Origin of the sequence: Cellulosimicrobium protaetiae (assembly GCF_009708005.2) — a bacterium.
In the GTDB taxonomy this organism is placed as follows: domain Bacteria; phylum Actinomycetota; class Actinomycetes; order Actinomycetales; family Cellulomonadaceae; genus Cellulosimicrobium; species Cellulosimicrobium protaetiae.
Window position 1 is genome coordinate 1,069,458 of sequence record NZ_CP052757.1, and the last position, 23,921, is coordinate 1,093,378.

At 74.9% G+C, this 23,921-nt stretch carries 24 protein-coding genes and 1 riboswitch; of the genes, 9 read left to right on the plus strand and 15 right to left on the minus strand.

The features are described 5' to 3' along the window. Nucleotides 1-32 precede the first annotated feature (32 nt). Nucleotides 33-137: riboswitch (TPP riboswitch) on the plus strand. 82 nt (nucleotides 138-219) lie between these two features. The 4 genes from FIC82_RS04575 to FIC82_RS04590 all read left to right on the plus strand — a co-directional run bounded on the left by FIC82_RS04575 (nucleotide 220) and on the right by FIC82_RS04590 (nucleotide 4,721). Next, the gene (locus FIC82_RS04575; protein ID WP_154797739.1) at nucleotides 220-1,320 is read left to right on the plus strand and encodes a thiamine ABC transporter substrate-binding protein; all 1,101 of its coding nucleotides are present in this window, start codon (nucleotides 220-222) and stop codon (nucleotides 1,318-1,320) included. Nucleotides 1,321-1,429: 109 nt separating this feature from the next. Continuing rightward, nucleotides 1,430-3,145 carry an ABC transporter permease gene (locus FIC82_RS04580; protein ID WP_253691451.1) on the plus strand — a complete coding sequence of 572 codons (1,716 nt, stop codon included), beginning with the start codon at nucleotides 1,430-1,432 and terminating at the stop codon, nucleotides 3,143-3,145. After that, on the plus strand, nucleotides 3,145-4,341 hold the full coding sequence (locus FIC82_RS04585) for an ABC transporter ATP-binding protein (RefSeq protein ID WP_154797740.1): 1,197 nt from the start codon (nucleotides 3,145-3,147) through the stop codon (nucleotides 4,339-4,341). The genes FIC82_RS04580 and FIC82_RS04585 overlap by 1 nt, the downstream gene beginning before the upstream one ends. A gap of 68 nt (nucleotides 4,342-4,409) precedes the next feature. Further along, the gene (locus tag FIC82_RS04590; RefSeq protein ID WP_253691453.1) at nucleotides 4,410-4,721 is read left to right on the plus strand and encodes a DUF4235 domain-containing protein; all 312 of its coding nucleotides are present in this window, start codon (nucleotides 4,410-4,412) and stop codon (nucleotides 4,719-4,721) included. Nucleotides 4,722-4,835: 114 nt separating this feature from the next. On the opposite strand, the gene FIC82_RS04595 is transcribed toward FIC82_RS04590, so the two are convergent. Together FIC82_RS04595 and FIC82_RS04600 are read right to left on the minus strand one after the other, a co-directional pair. Beyond that, nucleotides 4,836-5,468: a response regulator gene (locus FIC82_RS04595; RefSeq protein WP_216610030.1), complete on the minus strand. Its 633-nt coding sequence runs from the start codon at nucleotides 5,466-5,468 to the stop codon at nucleotides 4,836-4,838. A gap of 89 nt (nucleotides 5,469-5,557) precedes the next feature. Continuing rightward, nucleotides 5,558-6,790 carry a sensor histidine kinase gene (locus FIC82_RS04600; RefSeq protein WP_154797742.1) on the minus strand — a complete coding sequence of 411 codons (1,233 nt, stop codon included), beginning with the start codon at nucleotides 6,788-6,790 and terminating at the stop codon, nucleotides 5,558-5,560. 223 nt (nucleotides 6,791-7,013) lie between these two features. Between FIC82_RS04600 and FIC82_RS04605 the strand changes: the two genes are divergently transcribed. Further along, nucleotides 7,014-7,535: a DUF6069 family protein gene (locus FIC82_RS04605; protein WP_216609986.1), complete on the plus strand. Its 522-nt coding sequence runs from the start codon at nucleotides 7,014-7,016 to the stop codon at nucleotides 7,533-7,535. Between the two features lie 112 nt (nucleotides 7,536-7,647). After that, nucleotides 7,648-8,268 carry a dihydrofolate reductase family protein gene (locus tag FIC82_RS04610; RefSeq protein WP_154797743.1) on the plus strand — a complete coding sequence of 207 codons (621 nt, stop codon included), beginning with the start codon at nucleotides 7,648-7,650 and terminating at the stop codon, nucleotides 8,266-8,268. Here the strand turns inward: FIC82_RS04610 and FIC82_RS04615 are convergent. The 8 genes from FIC82_RS04615 to FIC82_RS04650 form a co-directional block, all read right to left on the minus strand. Further along, nucleotides 8,226-9,836: a fused response regulator/phosphatase gene (locus FIC82_RS04615; RefSeq protein WP_154797744.1), complete on the minus strand. Its 1,611-nt coding sequence runs from the start codon at nucleotides 9,834-9,836 to the stop codon at nucleotides 8,226-8,228. The genes FIC82_RS04610 and FIC82_RS04615 overlap by 43 nt on opposite strands. Next, a complete protein-coding gene (locus FIC82_RS04620) occupies nucleotides 9,833-11,560 on the minus strand; it encodes an ATP-binding protein (RefSeq protein ID WP_047233651.1) in 1,728 nt (575 codons plus the stop codon). The genes FIC82_RS04615 and FIC82_RS04620 overlap by 4 nt, the downstream gene beginning before the upstream one ends. Continuing rightward, nucleotides 11,557-12,597: an anti-sigma regulatory factor gene (locus FIC82_RS21325; RefSeq protein WP_047233650.1), complete on the minus strand. Its 1,041-nt coding sequence runs from the start codon at nucleotides 12,595-12,597 to the stop codon at nucleotides 11,557-11,559. Before FIC82_RS21325 ends, FIC82_RS04620 begins: the two co-directional genes overlap by 4 nt. Then, on the minus strand, nucleotides 12,594-13,016 hold the full coding sequence (locus FIC82_RS04630; RefSeq protein WP_047233649.1) for an ATP-binding protein: 423 nt from the start codon (nucleotides 13,014-13,016) through the stop codon (nucleotides 12,594-12,596). The genes FIC82_RS21325 and FIC82_RS04630 overlap by 4 nt, the downstream gene beginning before the upstream one ends. After that, a complete protein-coding gene (locus FIC82_RS04635) occupies nucleotides 13,013-13,417 on the minus strand; it encodes an STAS domain-containing protein (protein ID WP_047233648.1) in 405 nt (134 codons plus the stop codon). The genes FIC82_RS04630 and FIC82_RS04635 overlap by 4 nt, the downstream gene beginning before the upstream one ends. Then, on the minus strand, nucleotides 13,414-14,253 hold the full coding sequence (locus tag FIC82_RS04640) for an STAS domain-containing protein (protein WP_064315699.1): 840 nt from the start codon (nucleotides 14,251-14,253) through the stop codon (nucleotides 13,414-13,416). Before FIC82_RS04640 ends, FIC82_RS04635 begins: the two co-directional genes overlap by 4 nt. Nucleotides 14,254-14,398: 145 nt before the next feature. Continuing rightward, entirely contained in the window at nucleotides 14,399-16,126 is a 1,728-nt protein-coding gene (gene pgi, locus FIC82_RS04645) for a glucose-6-phosphate isomerase (protein ID WP_154797745.1), read from the minus strand. 70 nt (nucleotides 16,127-16,196) lie between these two features. Then, the gene (locus tag FIC82_RS04650) at nucleotides 16,197-17,123 is read right to left on the minus strand and encodes an alpha/beta fold hydrolase (RefSeq protein WP_154797746.1); all 927 of its coding nucleotides are present in this window, start codon (nucleotides 17,121-17,123) and stop codon (nucleotides 16,197-16,199) included. Between the two features lie 104 nt (nucleotides 17,124-17,227). Between FIC82_RS04650 and FIC82_RS04655 the strand changes: the two genes are divergently transcribed. Together FIC82_RS04655 and FIC82_RS04660 are read left to right on the plus strand one after the other, a co-directional pair. Next, nucleotides 17,228-17,860, plus strand: a complete 633-nt coding sequence (locus tag FIC82_RS04655; protein ID WP_154797747.1) for a TetR/AcrR family transcriptional regulator — start codon at nucleotides 17,228-17,230, stop codon at nucleotides 17,858-17,860. Between the two features lie 115 nt (nucleotides 17,861-17,975). Continuing rightward, the gene (locus FIC82_RS04660; RefSeq protein WP_154797748.1) at nucleotides 17,976-18,554 is read left to right on the plus strand and encodes a dienelactone hydrolase family protein; all 579 of its coding nucleotides are present in this window, start codon (nucleotides 17,976-17,978) and stop codon (nucleotides 18,552-18,554) included. 24 nt (nucleotides 18,555-18,578) lie between these two features. On the opposite strand, the gene FIC82_RS04665 is transcribed toward FIC82_RS04660, so the two are convergent. From FIC82_RS04665 to FIC82_RS04675, 3 genes are all read right to left on the minus strand, one after another. Beyond that, the gene (locus FIC82_RS04665) at nucleotides 18,579-19,769 is read right to left on the minus strand and encodes a GNAT family N-acetyltransferase (protein WP_154797749.1); all 1,191 of its coding nucleotides are present in this window, start codon (nucleotides 19,767-19,769) and stop codon (nucleotides 18,579-18,581) included. Further along, on the minus strand, nucleotides 19,766-20,950 hold the full coding sequence (locus FIC82_RS04670) for a GNAT family N-acetyltransferase (protein ID WP_154797750.1): 1,185 nt from the start codon (nucleotides 20,948-20,950) through the stop codon (nucleotides 19,766-19,768). The genes FIC82_RS04665 and FIC82_RS04670 overlap by 4 nt, the downstream gene beginning before the upstream one ends. A gap of 146 nt (nucleotides 20,951-21,096) precedes the next feature. Then, on the minus strand, nucleotides 21,097-21,366 hold the full coding sequence (locus FIC82_RS04675) for a GlsB/YeaQ/YmgE family stress response membrane protein (protein ID WP_154797751.1): 270 nt from the start codon (nucleotides 21,364-21,366) through the stop codon (nucleotides 21,097-21,099). A 132-nt stretch (nucleotides 21,367-21,498) separates the two neighbouring features. Here FIC82_RS04675 and FIC82_RS04680 point away from each other — a divergent pair, with 132 nt between their 5' ends. Further along, a complete protein-coding gene (locus tag FIC82_RS04680) occupies nucleotides 21,499-21,879 on the plus strand; it encodes an RNA-binding S4 domain-containing protein (protein WP_168731490.1) in 381 nt (126 codons plus the stop codon). A 106-nt stretch (nucleotides 21,880-21,985) separates the two neighbouring features. Here FIC82_RS04680 and FIC82_RS04685 read toward each other — a convergent pair whose 3' ends face one another. Further along, complete coding sequence (locus FIC82_RS04685; RefSeq protein ID WP_154797752.1) at nucleotides 21,986-22,705, minus strand: lytic polysaccharide monooxygenase; 720 nt, start codon at nucleotides 22,703-22,705, stop codon at nucleotides 21,986-21,988. Between the two features lie 240 nt (nucleotides 22,706-22,945). Continuing rightward, entirely contained in the window at nucleotides 22,946-23,695 is a 750-nt protein-coding gene (locus FIC82_RS04690) for a lytic polysaccharide monooxygenase (protein WP_154797753.1), read from the minus strand. Nucleotides 23,696-23,921: the final 226 nt, after the last annotated feature.

Here is a 23,921-nt window from a genome sequence, read left to right on the forward strand (position 1 = left end):
GATTCCCGAGGGGCGGCCCGGTGTAGGCTCGACGTGAACGACAGGGGAGCTCCTGGAGGAGCTGAGAGTGCGGACCACCGCAGACCCTCGAACCTGACCCGGTTAGCACCGGTGGAGGAAGTCGGGAATCTCGATCACCTGCTCGTGCGGTCGTCCGCGCTCGTCGCAGCGTCGGTCGCGCGGGCCGGTGGACCCCTCCTGAACGTCCTGGGAGGACACATGCAACGCACGACCGCCCGCACCCGCCGGGCCCGGTCCCTCGTCACCGGCGCGGGGACGACCCTCGCCCTCCTCGCGCTCGCCGCGTGCAGCGGCGGCGACGACGCGACGTCAGGCTCGGGGGGCGACGACGCGTCGGGCACCGGCGACACCGTCACCCTCGTGACGCACGACTCCTTCGCCGTGAGCGACGAGGTCCTCGCGGCGTTCGAGGAGGAGAGCGGGCTCACCGTCGAGCAGGTCGCGCCCGGCGACGGCGGCGCGCTCGTCAACCAGCTGATCCTCACGAAGGACTCGCCGCTGGGCGACGTCGTGTTCGGGATCGACAACACGTTCGCGTCCCGCGCGATCGACGAGGGCGTGCTCGCGCCCTACGTGCCGGAGGGCCTGTCCGACTCGGCGGCCTCGTACGCCGTCGGCGACGGCGACGAGCTCACGGCGGTCGACCTCGGCGACGTCTGCGTCAACGTCGACCACGCGTGGTTCGCCGACGCCGGGATCCCGGAGCCCGTCTCGCTCGAGGACCTCGCGAAGCCGGAGTACGAGGACCTCCTCGTCGTGACCAACCCCGCGACCTCGTCGCCGGGTCTCGCGTTCCTCCTCGCGACCGTCGGGGCGTTCGGCGAGGACGGCTGGGAGGACTACTGGGCCGACCTGCGCGCCAACGGCGTGAAGGTCGTCGACGGCTGGTCTGACGCCTACTACGTCGACTTCTCCGGCTCCGAGGGCGCGGGGCCGCGCCCGCTCGTGCTGTCGTACTCGACGTCGCCCGCGTTCACGCTCACCGAGGACGGCTCCGCGTCCACGACCGGGGCTCTGCTCGACACGTGCTTCCGCCAGGTCGAGTACGCGGGCGTGCTCGCGAACGCGAAGAACCCCGAGGGCGCGCAGCAGCTCGTCGACTTCCTCGTGAGCGAGGCGTTCCAGGCCGACGTGCCCGGCCAGATGTACATGTACCCCGCCGACGACTCCGTCGCGCTCCCCGACGGCTGGGCCGAGTTCGCGCCGCTCGCCGACGAGCCCTTCGAGGTCGCGCCCGCCGACATCTCGGCGCACCGCGACGAGTGGATCAAGGCATGGACGGCGACGGTCGTCGACTGACGCCCGGTCCACGCGTGACCACGGTTCTACCTCGCGAGATAGAACCGTGGTCACGCGAGGTAGAGCCCTGGTCCCGCGAGGTAGAACCGTGGTCGGCCGAGGGAGAACCGTGGTGAGGGCGCGGGCACCCTGGCGGGGTCGCCTCGGGCGCGGGGCGGCCTGGGGGCTGGCGGCGGCGGTGCCGCTGGTGTTCCTCGGGGTGTTCTTCGCGTGGCCGGTGGTCACGCTCGTGGCGCGCGGGTTCGTCGGGGACGACGGCGGCCTGGACCTGTCCGGGTTCGCGGAGGTCTTCTCCCAGCCGCGGACGTGGCGCATCCTCGGGCTCACGCTGTGGCAGGCCGTGCTCGGCACGGCGTTCTCCGTGCTGCTCGGCGTGCCCGGTGCGTACGTGCTGTACCGGTGCCGGTTCCCCGGGCGGCGGGTCGTGCGCGCGCTCGTCACGGTGCCGTTCGTGCTCCCGACCGTCGTCGTCGGCGTCGCCTTCCGGTCGCTGCTCGTGCAGGGCGGCCCGCTCGGGTTCCTGAGGCTCGACGAGACGTTCGCGGCGATCGTCGTCGCGCTCGTGTTCTTCAACTACTCCGTGGTGGTGCGTACGGTCGGCGGGCTGTGGGAGCACCTCGACCCCCGCGCCGAGCAGGCCGCGCGGGCGCTGGGCGCGACGCCGTGGCGCGCGTTCCGCACCGTCACGCTCCCCGCGCTGACGCCGGCGATAGCGAGCGCCGCGTCGATCGTCTTCCTCTTCTGCGCGACGGCGTTCGGCGTCGTCCTCGTCCTGGGCGGCATCCGCTACGGGACGATCGAGACGGAGATCTGGATCCAGACCACCCAGTTCCTCGACCTGCGCACCGCCGCCGTGCTGTCGGTGGTCCAGCTCGTCGTCGTGGCCGCGGCCCTCATGGTCGCGAACCGCACGCGGGCCAAGCGCGAGCGCGCGCTGAACCTCTCGTCGTCGGCCTCGTCGGCCCACCCGCTGCGCCTGTGGCGCGACGGCCGCCCGACCGGCGACCTCGCGCCCGCTGCGCTCACCGCGGTCGTGGTCGTCGTGCTCGTCGGGCTCCCGCTCGGCACGCTCGTCGTGCGGTCGTTCCGCGTCCCGGGCGGCGGCTGGGGGCTCGACAACTACGCGAACCTCGGCACGACGGGAGGGCGCAACGCGCTGTCCGTCACCGTGTGGGAGGCGGCGGGCAACTCGCTACGGACGGCGGCGCTCGCGACCGTGCTCGCCGTCGTGATCGGCGGCCTCGTCGCGCTCGTCGTGTCCCGGCGCCCGCGCTCGCGCGGCGGGCGGCGCGCGATCTCCGTGCTGGACTCGGTGTTCATGCTCCCGCTCGGGGTCTCCGCGGTGACGGTCGGCTTCGGATTCCTCCTCACGCTCGACCGGCCGCTCGGGCTCGACGTCGACCTGCGCACGTCCGGGTTGCTCGTGCCGATCGCGCAGGCGGTCGTCGCGATCCCGCTCGTCGTGCGCACGGTCCTGCCGACGCTGCGCGCGATCGACCCGCGCCTGCGCGAGGCCGCCGCGACCCTCGGCGCCGCCCCCGGGCGCGTGTTCCGCACCGTCGACGGGCCGATCGCCGCGCGGTCGCTCGGGCTCGCCGTCGGGTTCGCGTTCGCCGTCTCGCTCGGGGAGTTCGGCGCGACGTCGTTCCTCGCCCGCCCCGACAGCGCCACGCTGCCCGTCGTGATCTTCCGGCTCATCGGGCGTCCCGGGGCCGAGAACTACGGCATGGCGCTCGCGGCGAGCGTCGTGCTCGCGCTGCTCACCGCGGCCGTCATGCTGCTCGCCGAGCGGTTGCGCGGCGACCGACCCGGAGGAGAGTTCTGATGGTGCAGATCGACCCCGCTCCCGCGCGTGCGGGCGCGCCGGAGCCGCCGCGCCCCGGCCCCGGCACCGGGGAGGCCGCCGGGCTCGCGGTGCGCGACGTCGTCGTGCGGTACGGCGGGCGTGGCGCCGGGGGAGCGCGCACGGACCCCGGCACGACGGCGGTCGCGGGCGTCACGCTCGACGTCGCGCCGGGGGAGATCCTCGCCCTGCTCGGACCGAGCGGGTGCGGCAAGTCGAGCCTGCTGCGCGCGGTCGCCGGGCTCGAGCCCGTGGCGTCGGGCGCGGTCGCGTGGGACGGGCGCGACCTCGCGGGCGTCCCCGTGCACCGCCGCGGGTTCGGGCTCATGTTCCAGGAGGGCCAGCTCTTCCCGCACCGCGACGTCGCGGGCAACGTCGCCTACGGGCTCGCGGGCCTGCCCCGCGCGGAACGGGACGCGCGCGTGACCGAGCTGCTCGACGTCGTCGGGCTCGCCGGGTACGAGCGGCGCGCGGTCGCGACGCTCAGCGGGGGCGAGCGCCAGCGCGTCGCGCTCGCGCGGTCCCTCGCGCCGCGGCCCCGGCTGCTGCTGCTCGACGAGCCGCTGTCCGCGCTGGACCGCGGGCTGCGCGAGCGCCTCGCGCTCGACCTGCGCGAGGCGCTGCGGGCCACCGGCACGACCGCCGTCTTCGTCACCCACGACCACGACGAGGCGTTCACCGTCGCCGACCGCGTCGCCGTCATGGACGCCGGTCGGCTCCTCCAGGTCGCGCCGCCGGAGGACCTGTGGCGAGCCCCGGCGTCGCGCCGCGTCGCGGAGTTCCTCGGCTACCAGGCGTTCGTCCCCACCGAGCCGTCAGCGGCAGGCCGGGCCATGGACCGACGAGGCCCGGACGACGATGCGCCCGGCGCGTCGGGCGGGTTGCTCGCGATCGGGCCGCGCGGGCTACGCATGGTCGGCTCGCCGGGTTCCGACGCCGAGAGCGGTTCGTCGTCGGGTCTCGGCACCTGGGCCGCGACCGTCGTGGGCAGCGTGTTCCGCCGCGGTGCGGTCGAGGTCACCGTCGACGTCGACCTCCCCGGGACCGACGAGGGCGCGCCCGCCCGACTCGTGGCGCTCGCGTCCGGTGCGGGTGGTGCCGACGCGCCCGGTCCGGGGCCGGGCGAGCGCGTGCGGGTCGTGGTCGACCCGGCGGGGTGCGCGGTCGTCGCCACCTGACCCGGGCCGTCGTGGTCGTGCGGCGAGCGAGAGCGCCGCACCCGACCTAGCGTCGGAGGATGGACGACGTGACGACCGGTGACCACCCCCCGGAGAAGAACGGCAGCAAGTCCGCGAAGATCCTGTACCGCCCCGTCGGGATCGTCAGCTCGATCGTGGGCGGTCTCGTCGCGGGGCAGGTGTTCAAGCAGATCTACAAGCGGGTGTCGCCGGGCCACCGCAAGGACGCGCCGACACCGCTGCAGTCGGAGTACCCGCTCAAGGAGATCGTGCTCGCCGCGCTCCTGCAGGGCGCGGTCTACGCCGTGGTGAAGGCGCTCATCGACCGCGGCGGGGCCCGCGCGTTCGAGCGCTGGACGGGGGAGTGGCCGGGCGACTGACCTCACCCCTCGGGCCGAGCACGACATGAGGGTCGTCATCGGGGCCAGGACGACCGCCAGGTCGTGCTCGACGGCGGGCCACGACGTGCTCGACCACGGGCGGGAGCGTGGCCGTCAGTCCAGGCCGGCGGCGTGGACGAGCAGGGCGACCTGGGTCCGGTTCTCCAGGCCGAGCTTGAGCAGCACGTTCGACACGTGGGCCTTGACCGTCGGGACGCTGAGGAACAGGCGCGCGGCGATGTCCGCGTTCGTCGCGCCGCGGCCCAGCTCGACCGCGACGTCGTGCTCTCGCCCGGTGAGCGCGTCGAGCGCCGCCCGGGCGCGGTCGCGCTCGCCGCCCGCGTCCGCGACCGAGGTCATGAGGCGCCGCGCGATCCCCGGCGACAGGACCGGCTCGCCCGTGGCCGCCGCGCGCACGGCCGCCACGATCCGCTCGGGCGGCATGTCCTTGAGCAGGTAGCCCGAGGCCCCGGCGTGGAGGGCACCGACGACCTCCTCGTCGCTGTCGAACGTCGTGAGCACGACGACGGCCGGTGCGTCCGTCCGCGACCGCACCCGTCGTGTGGCCTCGATCCCGTCGACGCGCGGCATGCGCAGGTCCATGAGCACGACGTCGGTCGGGTGGGCGTCGAGCACGGCCGTGACCTCGGCGCCGTCCGCGGCCTCGCCGACGACCTCGATCCCGTGCGCGCCGTCGAGCATGAGACGCAGCCCGGCGCGGACGAGCGCGTCGTCGTCGACGATCACGAGCCGGGTCCGCGACACGTCGCGCGGCGTCCCGCCGTCGTCGTGCCGGTCGCTCGTGCGCGCGCCGCCCCCGCGGCCACCCTGGTCGCTCACGCGTCCCACGGTAGCCGGACGTCCAGGACGAACCCGTCGTCGCGGGCCCCGACGTCGAGGGTCCCGCCGAGCAGGTCGACGCGCTCGCGCAGGCCGACGAGCCCGGTGCCGGTCCCCTCGCCGCCCCGCTCCCCGGTGCCGCGCCCGGCGGTGACGAGCCGCGGGCCGGCGTCGGACACCGTGACGCGCACCTCGCCCGCCCGGGCGGCGACCCGCAGGACGACGGGGCTGCCCGCCGCGTGGCGGCGGGCGTTCGTCAGCCCCTCCTGCGCGACGCGGAACGCCGCGACCTCGACGGTCCGCGGCACGTCCGCGGACCCCGACCGCTCGTAGGTCACGTCGCCGCCCGCCTCGCGCGCCTCGGCGACGAGGCGGTCGACGCCGTCGAGCGTCGGCTGGGGCGCGGGTGCGCCACCGTCGACGGGGTCGGCGCGCAGCACCCGCACGACGTCACGCAGGTCGCCGAGAGCGGAGCTCACCCCGGCCCGGACCAGGCCCGCGGCGCGCGCGAGCTGCGCCGGGTCGGCGTCGGGACGGTACTCGAGCGCTCCGGCCGTCGCGGCGAGGAGCGAGAGCCGGTGGGCGAGGGTGTCGTGCATCTCGCGGGCGATCCGGGTGCGCTCCGCGACCCGCGCTTCCGCGACGTGGCGCTCCTGCTCGCGCTCGGCGCGCCGGGCGCGGTCGCGCAGCGACCACACCAGCTGGGCCCGCGCCTGCCAGTACATGCCCCAGCCGAGCAGGGCGGCGTGCACCGCGAGGTCGCACAGGAGCCACCAGCCGAGCGGCAGGGCCTGCGGTCGCCACAGCGCCTGCACGGCGTGGCCGAGGAAGCCGGCGACCGCGACCGGGACCGCGGTGCGTGCCGGGTACCAGCGCGCGACCTGGAGGGTCGCGACCGTCGAGGCGGGGGTCGCCGCACCGGAGTACGCGGAGAGCGACGCGAGGACCAGCGCGCCGAGCACGGGGGCGTTGCGCGGCGACCGCGACCACAGGAGCGGGAGGGCTGCGAGCGCCAGCACCGCGACGGCGACGTCGATCGCGGGCTGCGCGCCCGGGTCGTCCTGACCGACGATCCCGGCCGTCGCGAGCACGGTGAGCGCCGCGACCGCGCCCCACGCGACGGCGAACGTCCACCACGGGACGAGCGAGCGGGTCCCGTCCCGGCGGGCGGCGGCCGTCGCGAGGACGGGAGGTCCGGCGAGCGGGGGGCAGTCGGTCGGCGTGGTCATGCTCCGGACGCTAGGGCGCGGCGCCCCGGGCGACCACCGACCAAGGTCGGGGGTCGGGGTCCGGCGGGAGGGTCCGGGGGCGACGCCGGTCGGGTCGCCCGTCGACGTCCGGCCGGTCCGCGGGTGCCGCGCCGCCGTGAGGGTGGACGACGTCGGCACCCCGCCGGCCGCGGCCCCGGCCGCGAGATCGCGCGGCACGGTCGCGCGACGAAGGAGGAACGACATGCCCACGACGCCGACCACCTCGAACGGTGCCCCGCAGGACGCCCGGAACGGCGCCACGCGTGGCACCTCGGGCGCCCCCCGGCACCCCGCCACGTCGGCGCCCGCCGCCTCGGGCGCACGACCCGGGACCGCGGTCGTCCCGGTCCGACGGCGCGTACCCCGCTGGTCCGTCCCGCTCGTCGCGGCGGTGCTCGCCGCGGTGGTGCTGCTGGTCGGGACGGCGCTGGGCGTCGACCCGGAGGTACGTACCGCGACCGGCACCCAGGACGTCGGCGTCGTCGCCGCGGTCGTCACGGCGCTCGTCGTCGGGTTCGCCGCGTGGGGCGTGCGCGCACTGCTCGGCCGACTCCTCTCCCGTCGTCCCCGCCGGGGCGAGGTCGCCTGGCTCGTGACGTGCGTCCTCGTGCTGCTGGTGTCGCTGCTCGGCCCCCTCGCCGCGGTGACGGCGGGAGCGGTGGCGCTCCTCGTCGTCGAGCACGTCGCGGTGGGCGCGACCCTCGCCCTCGGCCTGCGCCGCTGACCCGCTGCCGACCGCGCGTGAGGTCGTGCCCGGCGGGACGATGAGTTCGCGCGGGTGCGACGGTCTGACCCGACATCGACCATCCCGGACGCCGCAGACCGAAAGGCACCCCATGACCGCCACGCTCGTGTCCACCCTGTTCCTCTCGCTCGACGGCGTCGCCGAGATCGACCCCGCCTGGCACTTCCCGTACTTCGACGACAACATGGCGGCCGCCGTCGACGAGGACTACCAGGACGTCGACGCGCTGCTCCTCGGGCGGGTCACCTACGACAGCTTCGCCGGCGCGTGGCCCGAGCGGGAGACCGCCGGGGGCGAGGACGCGTCGTTCGCGGCGCGGCTCGGCGACATGCGCAAGATCGTCGCGACGCGCGGCGACCAGGAGCTCGGGTGGCGGCACGTCGAGCGGGTCGACGGCGACCTCGTCGAGGCCGTGCGCGCGCTCAAGGAGGAGCCCGGCCTGGGCAAGGTGCTCGTCGCCGGGTCGATCTCGGTGGTGCGCCAGCTCCTCGCCGCCGGGCTGCTCGACGAGCTGCGCCTGCTCGTCCACCCCGTCGCGGCGCGCACGGGCGAGCGGCTCTTCGACGAGGGCGAGCCGTACTACCCGCTCACGCTCCTGCGGTCCGAGACCTACCCGACCGGGGTCGTGCGCCTGGTCTACGCGCCGGCCGAGCCGCCGGCGGAGGTCACCTACGACGACGTCGCGGACAAGGTGCCGTCCGGCGACGCCTGACGCGCGACCGCCACCACGGCCACGTCGTCCTCGCGCCCGGGGTCGTCGAACGCGGCGACGAGGCGGTCGCACATCGCCTCGGGGCCGATCCCCGCGCTCTGCCCGGCGACCTGCGACAGACGGTCGAGCGCCTCGACGAGCGACCCGCCCCGGCGTTCGACGAGCCCGTCGGTCACGAGCACGAGGAGGTCGCCGGGCTCCAGGACCTCGTGGTGGGTGGGCCGCTCGTCGGGACTCGGCACGCCGAGGAGGCGGGAACCCGACTTCGCCCGGTCGACGGTCCCGTCGGTGCGGACGAGGAACGCGGGCAGGTGCCCGGCGTCGGTGAGCTCGAGGGCGCCGGTCGCCGGGTCGAGCACGCACACGCAGACCGTCGCGAACTCCGGGTGGTCGTCGCGCAGCGAGGCGTTGAGGAGGTCCAGCGCGGAGGCCGCGTCGTGGCCCTCGCGCAGGTAGGCGCGCAGCGTCATGCGCACCTCGGCCATCACGGTGGCGGCGCGCAGGGAGTGGCCCTGCACGTCGCCGATGACGACGGCCACCCGCCCGTCCGGGAGGTCGAACGCGTCGTAGAAGTCGCCGCCGACGTCGAGGCGTGCGTCCGACGCCTCGTACCGTGCGGCGACCTCGACGCCGCCCCGCACGTGCAGATCGGCCGGGAGGAACGCGCGCTGGAGCGCGAGCGCGATGCGGTGCTCCTCGGTGAAGGTGCGGAGGTTCGCCAGGGCGACCGTCGCCGCCTCCACGAAGCGCCCGGCGGCCTCGCGCTCCTCGTCGGACAGCGCCTCGTCGCCGACCTCGATGCCCAGCCCCCCGACGAGCGCGCCCGCGCCGTCGACGAGCCAGAAGGTGAACCACGCCGACGGCCCCACGCCGGCCTCGGCGAGGAGCGGGCGCCAGGGCGCGGGCACGTCGTCGGGGCCGAACACCGCGGTCGTCGCGCCGGTCGGCGGCAGGACCGCCGTCGGGCCCCGGCCGCGCACCAGCGCGGCACCCTCCGTGGCGCACACCGAGCGCAGCACCACGCCGGCCTCGGCGACGACCATCGAGACGACCGCGCGGCCGAGGACCGCGCACGCGCCGCGCGCCGCGTGGTCGGCCACGGCCTCCGGCGACCGGGCCTCGTGGAGCGGGACGAGCGCGTCGGTGAGCGCCTCGAGCCGCCGCGCCGTCCGGCCCGCGCCGCGCTGCGCGTCCACGCGCCGGCACAGGGCGCTGATGGTCGCCAGGAACTCGTCGCGGTCGAGCGGCTCCGGCAGGTAGGCGTCCGCCCCGCCCTCGAGGCCGGCGGTGCGCGCCGCCGCGTCGACGTCCGTCGCCGACACGTGCAGGACCGGGACGTGGGCCGTCGCCGGGTCGGCCTTGAGCCGGCTGCACACCTCGCGGCCCGGGATGTCCGGAAGGTTGACGTCGAGGACGACCGCGTCGACGTGCGCCGACGCCTGGGCCAGCGCCTCGCTCCCGGTCCCGGCCTCGACGACGTCGAACCCGGCGCGGCGGAGCCAGCTCGCCATGACGTAACGGTGCGCGTGCGTGTCGTCGACCACGAGCACGGTGCGTTCGGCGCTCATCGAGCGCTCACCTCCCGTCGCAGGGTCGCGACGAGGCGGTCGCGGTCGATGCCCGACTTCGCGAGGAACGGGGCGTCCCCGATCCCCGCGGGGGCAGGCGCGCTCGACATGAGCACCGTCGCCGTCGCGGGGTAGAGGCTCTGGATCGTCGACCGGAGGGCCAGCCCGTCCGTCCCCGGGAGGCACACGTCGAGGAGCGCGACGTCGGCCGCGCCGTCGTGCAGGAGCGCCAGGGCGTGCGACGCGTCGTGCGCGACGCTGACCCGCGCCGCGTCGTCGCGGAGCATCGAGGAGACGACCGAGGCGTAGGCCCGGTCGTCGTCGACGACGAGCACGTGCCCGAGGCCGCCGTCCGCCTCGTCGGGCTCGGGCCGCGCGTCCTGCGGGACCGCGTCGTCGACGGACAGCGACGGGAGCCGGAGCGTGAACACGCTCCCCTCCCCGGGGCGCGACGTCGCGACGAGCGTCCCCCCGAGCGCCTCGGAGGTCCGGCGCGCGTACGGCAGCCCGAGGCCCGTGCCCCGCACGGTCGGCTGGAGGCGGTTGGGGACCTGGACGAACTCCTCGAACACGGCGTCGAGCTGGTCCGCGGGGATGCCGAGACCGGTGTCGTGGACGTCGAACCGCACGACCTCCCCGTCGGCCTCGGCACGGAGCACGACCTCACCGTGGTCCGTGAACTTCACGGCGTTCGTGAGCAGGTTGCGCAGCACGCGGGACAGCAGCCGGCGGTCGGTGACGAGCACGAGGCCGGTTGCGGCGACGGTCCGCAGCGCGACGCCGGGGCGCACCACGGGAAGAGTCGTCCCGCGCAGCTCGTCGAGCAGCTCCGCCACGTCCACCCGGCTGGGCGCGACGTCCTCGTGCCCGGCCTCGGCGCGCGCGAGGTCGAGCAGCTCGTCGACGAGGGTGAGGAGCGTCGCCGCGCTCTCCCGGAGGAACCCCACCTGCTGGGTCTGCTCGCCGTCGAGGTGGGAGTCGACGAGCAGCGAGGTCAGCCCGAGGATCGAGTTCACGGGCGAGCGGAGCTCGTGGCTCACGTTGCGCAGGAAGCGCGTCTTCGCCTCGTTCGCGGCGGCGAGCTCGCGACCGCGCTCGTCGAGCTCGGCATAGAGCGCGACGACGCCGGTGTTCGTCTCCTCGAGCTCCGAGGAGAGCTGGTCGTACATCGCGAGGACGCCCCGGTTCGTCTCCTCCAGCTCCACGTTGAGGCGCCGCTGCTCCTCCTGCTGGCGGGTGAGCTCGTCGAGGGTGCGGACCAGCTCCGCGTTCTGGACACGCAGCTCGTCGACCGCGTCGGCCACGTGCGCGGCCGCGGTGGACCGCCGCACGGCCGCGAGCGTCGCCTCGTCGGTCCGCGCGGTCGCGGGGAGCGACTTGGTGAGCAGGACGCGCGTCCCGGTCGGGTCGACCTCGAGGCCACGGACGAGCCGGCGCGCCGCGGGGATGCCGCCGTCGCTCGAGTCGCCCTCGACGAGGAACGGCGTGCCGGCCACGATCTCGGCGCGCAGCGTCGCCTGGGGAAGACCAGGCAGGACCCCGACGACCACGTCCGCGGTGCCGGAGGCGACGGCGGACCGGCCGATCTCGGACAGCGCGGTCGCGACGCGCACCTGGTCCTGGGTGTCGAGCCCGAGCCGGTGGCAGATCTCCCGGCCTGCCCGGCGCAGCGCGATGACGTCGGAGTCGGAGCGGAGCTGGGTGACGAGCAGCGTCGTGCTCATGCCGCCTCCCGGCCGATCGGGAGCACCGCCACGCACGAGTCGTCCCGGCGCACCGCGTGGTCGCGCAGGACGACGCCCGCGACGACGAGCGGCGAGCGGGTCGCGAGCCCCGGGTAGTCGGCGAGCGACCACCGGGCGGTCAGCCCGTCGCTGTGCAGCACGACGACGTCCCCGGCCTCGACCGGGTAGGTGGTCTCGCGCAGCGGGCGTCCTCGGGTGCCGGCGATGCCGGGATAGCTCACGAGCCCGCGCGCCCGGTCGCCGTGGACGGCCCCGGCGATGTTGCCCAGGCCCGCGTACCGCAGCACACCGCCCCCGGCTGCCTGGGCGACGGCGACGGCGGCGCCGCGCGTGCCGCCGAGCGCCGCGTGCACGCGCTCGAGGAGGGCGACGGCCGACCCGGCCGGCGCGTCGAGGAACGCCCGCACGGCGGCGCCCGACGCCGCGGCGGCGAGCGGGCCGTGCCCCAGGCCGTCGGCGACGAGGAGGCTGGGGACGCCGTCGTCGTGGCGCACCGCGAGCGCGTCCCCGCACACCGACTGGCCCGTCATCGGCCGCGTGACGCCCGTGGGCTCGGCGAGCCCCACCACCGCCCCGTGCGCGGCGAACGTCGCCGCGATGACCGTCCCGCGGCCCGGCGACGTCCACGCGTCCCACGACGACGCGAGCCGCGGCAGCGTGCCCAGGCCGATGCCGAGCGTGCCGCGGCTCGAGACGCCGTCGCGCATGGCGGCGCCGATGTCCCGCATGCCCGGGCCGGAGTCGACCGCGAGCACCTCGAGCGCGGTGTCGTCGCCGGTGCGTCGCACGCGGACCAGCATCGAGCCGGACCCGGCGTGGCGGCACTGGTTGGTCGCGAGCTCCGAGACCACGAGCCCGATCTCGGCCGCGCGGTCGTCGTCGAGGCCGAGGCTCCGGGCCACGGTGCTCGCGCCGCGGCGCACGCTCCCGACCGCCGACGGGTGGTCGACGGTGTACCAGGTGCCGTCCTCGACGACGCTGCGGCGCTCGTCGGGACGGTCGGGGGCCGGGATCATCGGGACCAGGTCGCGATCTCGACGCGGGTGCCCGCGCCCGGTGCCGTGTCGATCGCGAAGTGCTGGACGAGCCGGCGCGAGCCCGACAGACCCAGGCCGAGCCCGCTCCCGCTGGTCCAGCCGTCCGTGAGCGCGAGGTCGAGGTCCGGGATGCCCGGGCCTTCGTCCGAGAAGACGGCGCGCACGCCGGTCCGCGCACCCTCGGTGACGAGCTGGACCTCGGCCTCGCCGCCCCCGCCGTAGACGAGCGTGTTGCGCGCGAGCTCGCTGGCCGCGGTGACGAGCTTGGTCTGGTCGACGAGCGACAGGCGTGCCTGCTGCGCGAGCGTGCGGACGAGCTGGCGGACCCGGACGACGTCGGAGTCGGTGCGCACGGGCACGCGCTCGGCCGTCGCGGCCGGCGGGGTCGTCGTCGTCATCTCTCCTCGCGCTCGGCGGCGGCGAGGAGCACGTCCTCGGCGGACCGCTCCTCGGGCGCGAGGAGCGCGAGGCCGCGCTCGACGTCGAGAGCCGTGCGGACGTCGCCGAGCGACAGCCCGAGCTCGACCATGGTGATCGCGACGGCGGGGCGCATCCCGACGACGACGGTCGTCGCGTCGAGCACGTGGGAGATGCCCGCGACGGACGCGAGCATGCGCCCGATGAAGGAGTCGACGATCTCCAGCCCGGAGATGTCGATGATCACGCCCCGCGCTCCGGTGTCCGTGATCCGCTGGGCGAGGTCCTCCTGGAGCCGCAGGGCGGTGTCGTCCTGGAGGTCGACCTGGATCGAGACGAGGAGCGTGGAGCCGATCTTGAGGATGGGGACGGCGTCGGTCATGCCGGGAGCCCGGTCCGCCGGGTGTCGCGGCCGGCGCGCAGCGCGTCCACGAGCGCGTCCGCGAGGCTCGCGCGCGTGCGGATGTCGCCGAACTCGATGCCGAGCGCGACGATCGTCTGGGCGATCTGCGGGCGGATGCCGCTGATCGTGCACTCGGCGCCCATGAGGCGTGCGGCGACGACCGTCTTGAGCAGGTGCTGCGCGACCTGGGTGTCCACCGCGGGGACACCCGTGATGTCGATGATCGCGTGCTCGCTGCCCGTGTCGACGAGCGTGTTGAGCAGCTTCTCCATGACGACCTGCGTGCGCGCCGAGTCGAGCGTGCCGACGAGCGGCACCGCGACGATGCCCTCCCAGAGCTTCACGACGGGCGTCGAGAGCTCGAGGAGCTGCTCGGCCTGCTCGGCGATGATCGCCTCGCGCGCCGCGGCGAACGTCTCGAACGTGAAGAGGCCGAGCTGGTCGACCAGGCGCAGGAGCGGGGTGACGTCGGTGTCGGCGTCCGTCGCCGCGGCGAGCCGGTACAGGCCCTCCTTGAGCGCGAACACGCCGATCGCCGTCTCGCGCGGGGTGAACCCGAGGCGGGCGCGCGCGGAGGAGACGTCGGCGAGGATGCCGCGGAGCTGGTCGAACGCGGCGTCGGACAGGCTGACGCCGCCCGAGCGCAGGCCGTCGAGGAGCGCGTCGAGGATCTCGCCCTGCTCCCGCTCGAGCTCGCCGCGCGAGGTGCGGCCGTGCAGCTCGTGCGCGGCGGCCTCGAGCCAGGCGCTGCGCACGTCGTCGGCGTGCTCCGTCAGGAGGTGGGCAAGGGTCTCGGGTGTGGCGGCGTCGGCCATCGGTGTCCTTCCGGGTTGAACGACGCCGAACGGGCTCGCGGCTGTCGCGCCGTCAGTGTACGCAGGGCGCGCGCACACGCAGCACGGCCGGAGGTCCGTCGTCCCGTGGACGACGGACCTCCGGCCGTGCTCGACGGGAGGCGGGTCAGCTGCGCAGGTCGAGGTACCGGTCGATGAGGGCCGCGGTGGACGGGTCCTGCGCCGCGAGGGCGTCCTCGTCGCCCGCGACGGCCGGCGCGATCTCGAGCGCGAGCTTCTTGCCGAGCTCGACGCCCCACTGGTCGAAGCTGTCGATGCCCCACACGACGCCCTGGACGAACGTGATGTGCTCGTAGAGCGCGATGAGCTGGCCCAGCACCGACGGCGTCAGCGCGGGGGCGAGGATCGACGTCGTCGGGCGGTTGCCCGGGAAGGTGCGGGCGCTCACGAGCTCCTCCGCCGTCCCCTCCGCGCGGACCTCGTCCGCCGTCTTGCCGAAGGCGAGCGCCTTGGTCTGCGCGAAGAAGTTCGCGAGGAACAGCCCGTGGACGTCCGCGCCGGGCTGGACCGCTCCGCCGTCGCCCACGTCGTCCGTCAGCGGGTGCGCGGGGTTCGCGACGGCGATGAAGTCCGCCGGGATGAGCCGCGTGCCCTGGTGGATGAGCTGGTAGAACGCGTGCTGGCCGTTGGTGCCGGGCTCGCCCCAGAAGATCTCGCCCGTCTCGGTCGTCACGGGCGAGCCGTCCCAGCGCACGCGCTTGCCGTTGGACTCCATCGTGAGCTGCTGGAGGTAGGCCGGGAACCGGTGCAGGTACTGCGCGTAGGGGAGCACCGCGTGCGTGTGGGCGTCGAGGAAGTTGACGTACCAGACGTTGAGCAGGCCCAGGAGGACCGGCACGTTGCGCTCGAACGGCGTGCGGCGCACGTGCTCGTCGATCGCGTGGAAGCCCGCGAGCAGCTCGGCGAACCGGTCCGGGCCGATCGCGATGGCGAGCGACGTCCCGATCGCCGAGTCCACGGAGTAGCGACCGCCGACCCAGTCCCAGAACCCGAACGCGTTCGCCGGGTCGATGCCGAACGCCGCGACCTTGTCGAGCGCGGTCGAGACGGCGACGAAGTGCTGCGCGACGGCGGCCTGGCGCGCCTCGTCCGTGTCGTCGAGAGCGCCCACCGCGGCGAGCTCCGTCCACAGCCAGTCGCGCGCGAGGCGCGCGTTCGTCAGGGTCTCGAGCGTGCCGAACGTCTTGGACGCGACGATGAACAGCGTCGTGCGCGGGTCGAGGCCCGCCGTCTTCTCCGCGACGTCCGTCGGGTCGATGTTGGAGACGAACCGGACCTCGATGTCCTGGTGCTTGTAGGGCAGCAGCGCCTCGTACGCCATGACCGGGCCGAGGTCGGAGCCGCCGATGCCGATGTTCACGACCGTGCGCACGCGCTCGCCCGTGACGCCCGTCCACTCGCCCGAGCGGACCTTGTCCGCGAACGCGTAGACCTTCGCGAGCTCGGCGTGCACGTCCGCGTCGACGTCCTGGCCGTCGACCACGAGGTGCTCGTCGGCGCCCAGCGGGGTCGGCCGGCGCAGGGCGGTGTGCAGGACGGCGCGGTCCTCGGTGACGTTGATGTGCTCGCCCGTGAACATCGCCTCGAGCCGGTCGTCGAGGTGCACCTCCTCGGCCAGGCGCACGAGCAGCTCGAGCGTCTCGTCCGTGACGAGGTTCTTCGACAGGTCGACCGTGAGGTCGGCGGCCTGGTGGGTGAGGCGGCGGGCGCGGTCCGGGTCGGCCGCGAACCAGGTGCGCAGGTCCGGCTCCACGGTGTCGCGGTGCACGGTCAGCGCGGTCCAGGACGGTGTGGTGGTGGGGTCGATCGGCGGCGGCACGGGCTGCGAGGTCATGCCCCCAAACTACTGACCGACGTCGTCACGCGCCCGCCCCGACCGTCCCCCGGTCGATGGTCCGGTGGCCTCACGAACCGGCGTCCTCGGTCCCTGGCGAGGACGCGCCGGGGTGCTCCGGGCGGCTCGCCTCGTGCCGGTCGAGGAAGTCGTGGACGACCGGCAGGACGCGGTCCGGCAGCTGCCACAGCACGCCGTGCCCGCCGCCGGGCACGATCGCGACCTCGGCGCGCGGCACGTGGTCGAGCACGCGCCGCGCCGCGGCCCGGGGGTCGCCGAGCCGGGTCTCGGCGCCGAAGACAGCGAGCGTCGGGGTGGTGATCGCCGCGAGCGCGGCGTCGTCGAGCGGGCTGGGCCAGGGTGTGCGACGGCGGTATCGCATCGCCGCACGGGCGAGCGCCCGGTCCTCGTCGGTGGGGTCCGCACCAGGGCTGAGCCAGGAGTCGAGGCGCGCGAACGCCCGCTCCGTGGGCCACAGCGAGGCGCCCACCATCCGCGCGACGACCCTCGGGGACGGCTTGACGAGCGTGGTGATCCCCTCGCCGAGCGTGAGGCTCGCCAGGCGCTCGGGCGCACGACCGCCGAGGAGGGCGCCGAACCACGCGCCCTCCGAGTAGCCGAGGACGTGCGCGCGCTCGATCCCGAGCCCGTCGAGCAGCTGCTCGCCCCAGGCGCCGTAGTCGGACGGACGGGTCAGGGGGGCGGTCTGCACGCTCGCGCCCGCGGTCCCCACGACGTCGGGTGCGTGGACCACGCGGTCCGCGGCGAAGCGCCCGACGACGGCGTGCCAGCTCAGGCCGGTGCCGTTGAGCCCGTGCAGGAGGACGAGCGGCGTGCGCGTCCCGGCGCCGGACGTGCGCACGCGGGTGGGGCCGAACGTGGTCTCGACCGTCGTCACGGTGGACGGCAGCGGCCAGCGGGCGGCCAGGTCGTCGTACGCGCGCTCGTACGCGAGCCGTGCCGCGTCGTCCCGGAACGCACCGATCGGGTCCGTCATGAGGCCTCCCTTGATGATATGCCCGTACCATAACGGTGGTACGGGCATATCATCAAGCCCGTGGCGGCCCCGGGAGAGGACGGGAGCGCCGGAGGGGAGCAGGGATGCCGCGGCTGGTCGACCACGCGGAACGACGAGCGCAGATCACCGACGCCGCACGGCGGGTCATCGGCCGCGAGGGCCTCGAGGCAGCGACGTTCCAGGCCGTCGCGACCGAGGCCGGTGTCTCGGTTCGCCTCGTCCAGTACTACTTCGGCAACAAGGACGGGCTGCTCGCGGCGACGCACCGCGCGGTCGTCGACGCGTCGGCGGCGCGGTTCGGCGCCGGCGGGCCCGCGCCCCGCACGCCTCCGACGCCGTACGACGTGCTGCGCGGGGTCGTCGTGGCGCTCCTGCCGCTCGACGCGGAACGCCGGGCCGACGCGGTCGTGCTCGCCGCCTTCCACGCGGCCGCGCTGACCCGGGGCCCCGCCGCCCAGGAGGCGCTGCTGCCCGCGCCGCGGGCGCTCGTCGACGTCGTCGCCGAGCAGCTCGACCGGGCGCGGGGCGTCGTCGGCCCCGGCGAGCGCGCCGCCGACACCACGAAGGACGCCGAGCTCGCGCTCGCGGCCCTCGCGGGACTCACCCAGTCCGTCGTCGCGCGCCACCTGGAGCCCGCCGAGGCGCTCGCCGTGGCCGAACGGCTGCTCGAGCACCTCCTCGGCGCGCCGCCCGGCCGGTCCGCGCCGTCGTCGTGATCCGGGGCCGGGCGGCGAACGTGGGTGGTGGGGGCCAGGATGGGCGCGTGCGCCGTCAGGCGCGTGCCGACGGCGACGCCGCCGTCGGGCCACGAGGACGGACGGAGGAGGGGCCATGGCCGAGGTCGTGCTGTTCCACCACGTGCAGGGGCTGACCGAGGGCGTGCGGACGATCGCGGAGACGCTGCGCCGCGCGGGGAACGTCGTGCACACACCGGACCTGCTCGAGGGGCGCACGTTCGCGACCCTCGACGAGGGCATGGCGCACGTGCAGGAGCTCGGCTTCGGCACCGTGCTGGAGCGCGGTCGTGCTCTGGCCGACGGGTACGACGCGGGCGTCGTGTACGCGGGGATCTCGCTCGGCGTGCTGCCCGCCCAGATGCTCGCGCAGACGCGCACCGGCGCCAAGGGTGCGGTGCTGCTGGAGGCGTGCGTGCCGGTGTCGGAGTTCGGCGACGCGTGGCCCGACGCCGTCCCCGTGCAGGTGCACGGCATGGACGCCGACCCGTCGTTCGCAGGGGAGGGCGACCTCGACGCGGCGCGCGAGCTCGTGGACTCCACGCCCGACGCCGAGCTGTTCGTCTACCCGGGCGACCGGCACCTGTTCACCGACCCGAGCCTGCCGTCGTACGAGCCGGAGGCTGCCGCGCTCGTCACCGAGCGCGTGATCCGCTTCCTCGACGGCATCCGCTGAGCGGCCGACGACGCGGCTCCGGGGTCAGGTGGTCGCGCCGGGCTGTCCGGGCCCTTCGCCCGGTGCGACGTCGAGCACGAGCTGCCACTCGGCGTCGACGCTCCCCGGCGCGAAGCCGAGCGCGACGTTGATCGCGAGCATGTGCGCGTTCTCCTGCGCGTTCCACGTGTGCACGCGGCGCGACGACGGCCGGGCCCGCGCGAGCTCGTCGAGCACCGCCACCTTGACGAGCATCCCGAGGCTTCGGCCACGGTGCTCGCGGAGCACGAGCGTGTCGTACTGGAACACGACCGCGGGCCGGTCGTGCGGGTACGAGACCATCGAGAACGCCGCGAGCGTGCCCGACTCGGCGTGCTCTGCCGCCGCGACGACGTAGCCCTGGCCACGGTCGAGGATCTCCTGGGACGTCGTGCGGACGCGCTCCGCGTCCCACGGGTCCTCCTCCAGGTCGAGCCCGCCGTTCGGGGCGTCGGTGCTCATGCGCGTCTCGAGCACCGCGAACTGGTCGATCCACTCCTCGGGCACCTCGTCCGTCCACACGTGGACCCGGTAGCCGTCGGAGCGCTCGGTGGCCGCCGCACGCAGCGGGTCGAGCACCTCGGGCGCGACCGGGAGGTCGAGCACCGAGTGGCGCATCACCTGCTCCAGGGTGAACCCGCGGTGCAGCGCGAAGGCGGTCGCGTCGTCGTGCGCCGGGACGCGACCGCTGCCCGTCGGTGCCTCGAGCGCGCCCGGGCCGGGCGGCGGCTCCGGCGCGAACGACGAGTCGGACTGGACCACGCGCCGACCCTCCGCGCGTGCGACCTCCAGAGCCGCGTCCCACAGCGCGGAGCCGACGCCCCGGCGCCGGTGCGCGGGGTCCACGCCGACGTAGACGACCGCCACGTGCGTGTTGCCCTGCTGCGGGAGTGCCACCATCGACCGCCCGACGACGGCCTCGGGCCGGGGCGCCGTCTCGTGCGGGGCGTCGTCGCGCACCGCGACCCAGCGCAGCACGCGGCGGTAGCCGGCGCTCGCCACCGTGCCCGCGACGGTCGCCGCGTCCAGGGCGAGGTCGGTGTGGCCGTGGATCGCGCGGTCGATCGCGTCGCCGACCCGAACCGTGCCGTGGACGGCCCAGGCGTCCGGCGCGTCGAGGCTCCCCGGGACGGGCTCGATGCGCACGCGCACGGCGCGCGCGGTGGTGGTGGTCGGTCCTGCCTGCGCTGCGGTCACTCGCCGTCCTTCGGGGTCGTCCTGCGCTGCCACGCGGCCCACACGCCCGCGGGCCGGAACCCGAGGGCGACGTTGATCGCGAGCATGTGGTCGTTCTCCTGCGCGTTCCACGTGTGGACGCGCCGGGTCGTGGGTCGCTCGGCGGCCAGCGCGTCGAGGTTCGCCACCTTCACGAGCATCCCGAGGCGGCGCCCGCGGTGCTCACGGAGCACGAGGGTGTCCTCCTGGAACGCGAAGTCGTCGTGGTCGTGCGGGTACAGGAAGACCGTGAACGCGGCGAGGGTGCCGGTCGGCGCGTGCTCCGCGGCGCTCAGGAGGAAGCCGTTCCGCTTCTCGGACTGCTCGTCGACCCACGTGCGCACGCGGCGCGCGTCCCACGGGTCCTCGCCGTACTCGACTCCACCGATCGGCGGGTCGGTGCTCATGCGGGTGAACAGCACGGCCACCTGGTCGTGCCAGACGTCGGGGACCTCGTCGGTCCAGGTGTGCACCCGGTAGTCGACCCCGGCGTGCTCGCGGGCGTCGTCGCGGTGCGCGCCGAGGGTCTCGGGAGCCACCGGGAGGTCGAGCACCGAGTGGCGCTCGACCTGCTCCAGGGCGTACCCGCGCGCGCCGAGGAAGCGCGGGCCGGGGGCATCGGCGGGGACGCGGCCGGCGCCGGTGGTGGCGACGAGAGCGCCCGGGCCCGGCGGAGGCTCCTCGCCGTGCGACGTGGAGGAGAGGGCCACGGTGCGCCCGGCCTCCGCGCCGAGACGCTCGGCGAGCGCGAGCAGCGCGGTCCCGATGCCGCGCCCGCGCTCGGACGGGCGGACGAGCACGAACGACTCGCCGAGGCGCTCGTTGCTCGTGGTGGGGTGGAGCACGAACAGGTGCGCGACGACGTCGGGCACCGAGGGCGGGCCACCCTCGGCGATCAGGGTGCGGGCAGCCGCGGACCGCACCACGACGAACCGGCGCTTGGTCGCGTACTCCTGGTGGTCCATGCCCGAGAGCACGTCTCGGGCACGGAGCGCGAGGTCGTCGTAGCCGTGGACCTCGAGCTCGTGCTCGCGCTCGAGGTCCGCGACGGCGTGGTACGCCCACGCGCCGGGGTCGTCGAGCGACGCGGGGTGCGGGGCCTCGACGAGCGTGTACCCCAGCGGGAGGGGCACCTCGAGGGCGGCGTGGGCGGCGGTGCTCATGCGTCCAGCGTGATCGCGGTGCGTCCGCGGTGTCCACGCCTTTTGGCCGGGCGGGCGCGGGCGATCGTCCGGCGGCGGACGACGACGGCCCGGACCCCGCAGGGTCCGGGCCGGGTGCGCCGTCGGTGCGGGACGGCGTCCGCTGCCTACTTCTTCGCCGAGCGTCCCGCGATCGCGCCCCAGACGAGCAGCACGAGCAGGGAGCCGACGAAGGCCCAGAACCAGGTGGTGAGCGAGAAGAACTCGTCGTTGGCGTTCGCCCCGAACAGCGCGCCTCCGATCCAGCCGCCGAGGAGAGCTCCCAGCACACCCACGATCAGCGTGACGACCCAGCCTCCCGCTGCCTTGCCCGGCAGGACGGCGCGCGCGATCGCGCCCATGATGAGGCCGATGAGGATCCACCCGATGAAGCCCATGCCTGTCTCCGATCCGTAGGGGACGACAGAGGCGATACGCGGCCAAGTGCCCCGTATGCCTCTTCTTCACGGTGGCACGGGTGCGAGGCGCTCGCACCCCGGGCCGGCGTCGACGCTCGTTAGGCTCGGGGGGTGGCGACGACCGAGGCGACGAGCGCGCGCGTGGACAGCTGGCTGTGGGCCGTCCGCGTGTTCAAGAGCCGCTCCCAGGCGACGGCCGCGGTCAAGGCCGGGCACGTGCGCGTGAACGGCGAGCGCGCGAAGCCCGCGACGAACGTCAAGGTCGGAGACCGGGTCGTCGTGCGCGGCGGGCCGGCCGAACGGATCCTCGTCGTCGAGAAGGTCATCGTGAAGCGGGTCTCGGCGACCCTCGCCGCGCAGGCCGTCGTCGACCAGAGCCCGCCCCCGCCGCCCCGGGAACTCACGGTGCGCGTCGCGGTCCGTGACCGTGGCGCCGGTCGGCCGACCAAGCGCGAGCGCCGCGACCTCGACCGTCTCCGGGGTCGCGGCTGACCCTGGCCCGGCGCGCCCGTGCCTGCCTCTCGTGCGACGCGCGAACGGCCGGGAGGCACCCGCAGGTGCGCTCCCGGCCGTACGGACAGGGTCGGTCGTGGTCAGGTCAGCAGTTTCCGAGGTCCTTCCAGACGCCCCACTGACCGCTCTGCGACGGGTTCTCGCCCGTCGTCCACCACTTGGCCTCGTACGTCTTGCCGCCCTGGGAGACGCGCGCGCCGCCCGTGTAGACGCCGCTCGCGGACCAGGCCGGTGCGGTGCAGACGCCAGGGTCCGGGTCCGGGTCCGGGTTGCCCGGGTCGGTCCCGCCGTTGCCGATCGTCAGGTCGACGCAGTTGTAGAACGCCATGGGCGTGTTCGACACGTTCCAGCGCGCGAGGATCGTGTGGTTGCCCTGGGGCAGGCCCGTCAGCGTGTGGGAGATGTTGCTCGGCGGCTGCGCGCCGTTCTGGTTGAACGTCTTGAACAGCACGCCGTCGACGAAGTACTCCCACGTGCTCGTGTTGTGCGCTGCGGTGAGCTTCCACTGGAACGTGACCGAGGTGCCGGTCTGCGTCCGCGGCCACGGCTTGCTCGAGTCGTCGAGGATGCTGAACCCGCTGCCGCCCGAACACTGCATCGAGCCCTTGGGCGCCTCGACGGACTGCGGCTCGTACTTGATCGAGCCGCAGTCGAAGGACGTGGTGCCCTTCGCGCAGTGGTCCTGCCGGCTCGGTGGTGACGTGATCCAGCCGTGGGCGCTCGCGCTGGGCGCGACCGCCACGGGGGCGATGATCGCGACCGCCCCGACGACGGCCGCCAGGAGTACCGCTCTCAGTCTTCGCATGAGATGTCTCGCTCTCCATCCGGTGGTGCTGGGTCCTGCGGCGCGCGTCGTCGCGGGCCGCTCTTCGGATCGGGCACTTTCGACGCTACGAAACGTGAGGAGTGCGGACAATTGGGCAAAGCCCGTACGTGCTTCCGCGTACCCGCTCCGCGCTCCCACCGGAGCGCCTACGCGAACGCACGACGGCGGGTGGCCGCGCCCGTCCGGACGCGACCACCCGCCGTCGCGGGGTTCAGCAGGTCAGCAGGCGCCGATCAGCTTCCAGGGGCCCCACTGCTCGGCGCCGGGGACGTTGTTCTGCGTCCACCACTTCGCCTCGAAGATGTTCCCGTTGTGCGAGACCTTCGCGCCACCCGTGTAGGTCGCGGTCGAGGACCACGCCGCGTCGGTGCACTCGCCCGGCGTGCCGCCGCCGTTGTCGCCGCCGCCGTTGTCGCCGCCACCGTTGTCGCCGCCACCCGGGTTGGTGCCGTCCGCGGTGACCGTGAGGTCGACGCAGTTGTAGAACGCGTTCACCGTGTCCGCGACGCTCCAGCGCGCGAGGATCGTGTGGTTGCCGAGCGGCAGGCCCTTCAGGGTGTGCGAGATGTCCTTGGGGGGCTGCACGCCGCCGCCGTCGAACGACGCGAAGAGCTGGCCGTCGACGAAGTACTCCCACACGCTCGTGGCGTGGTTCGCGGTGAGCTTCCACTGGAAGGTCACGTCACGACCGGTGGTCGTGCGGGGCCACGGCTTCGACTCGTCGTCGAGGATCGTGTAACCGCTGCCGCCGGAGCACTGCATCGAGCCCTTGACGGCCTCGACGGACTGCGGCTCGTACTTGAGCCCGCCGCAGTCGAAGGACGTGGCGCCCGTGGCGCACTGGTCCTGCCGGCTCGGGGGGGACGTGATCCAGCCGTGCGCCGAGGCGCTGGGGGCGATCGCGATCGGGGCGATGATCGCGGTCGCGCCCACGACGGCGGCGAGGAGCGCCGCGCGAAGTCGCTTCATGGGGGACTCGCTTCCTGTGTCGGGGAGGGCCGACGCCGTGCGGAGCCCGCACCGTCGGCCGTGACGGGGTGGACCGTAGGCAGCCGGGCGACGTCCGCTCAACGACTACGCACGGGCGCCGAGAGGTACGGGATCTCCCGTACCCGGCCGTGTCGATTCGCCGGGATCATGCGAGTTCTCCGGTGTCCCGAACAGCCCCGACGGGCCTGGGAAGGGCGAGGCGAGC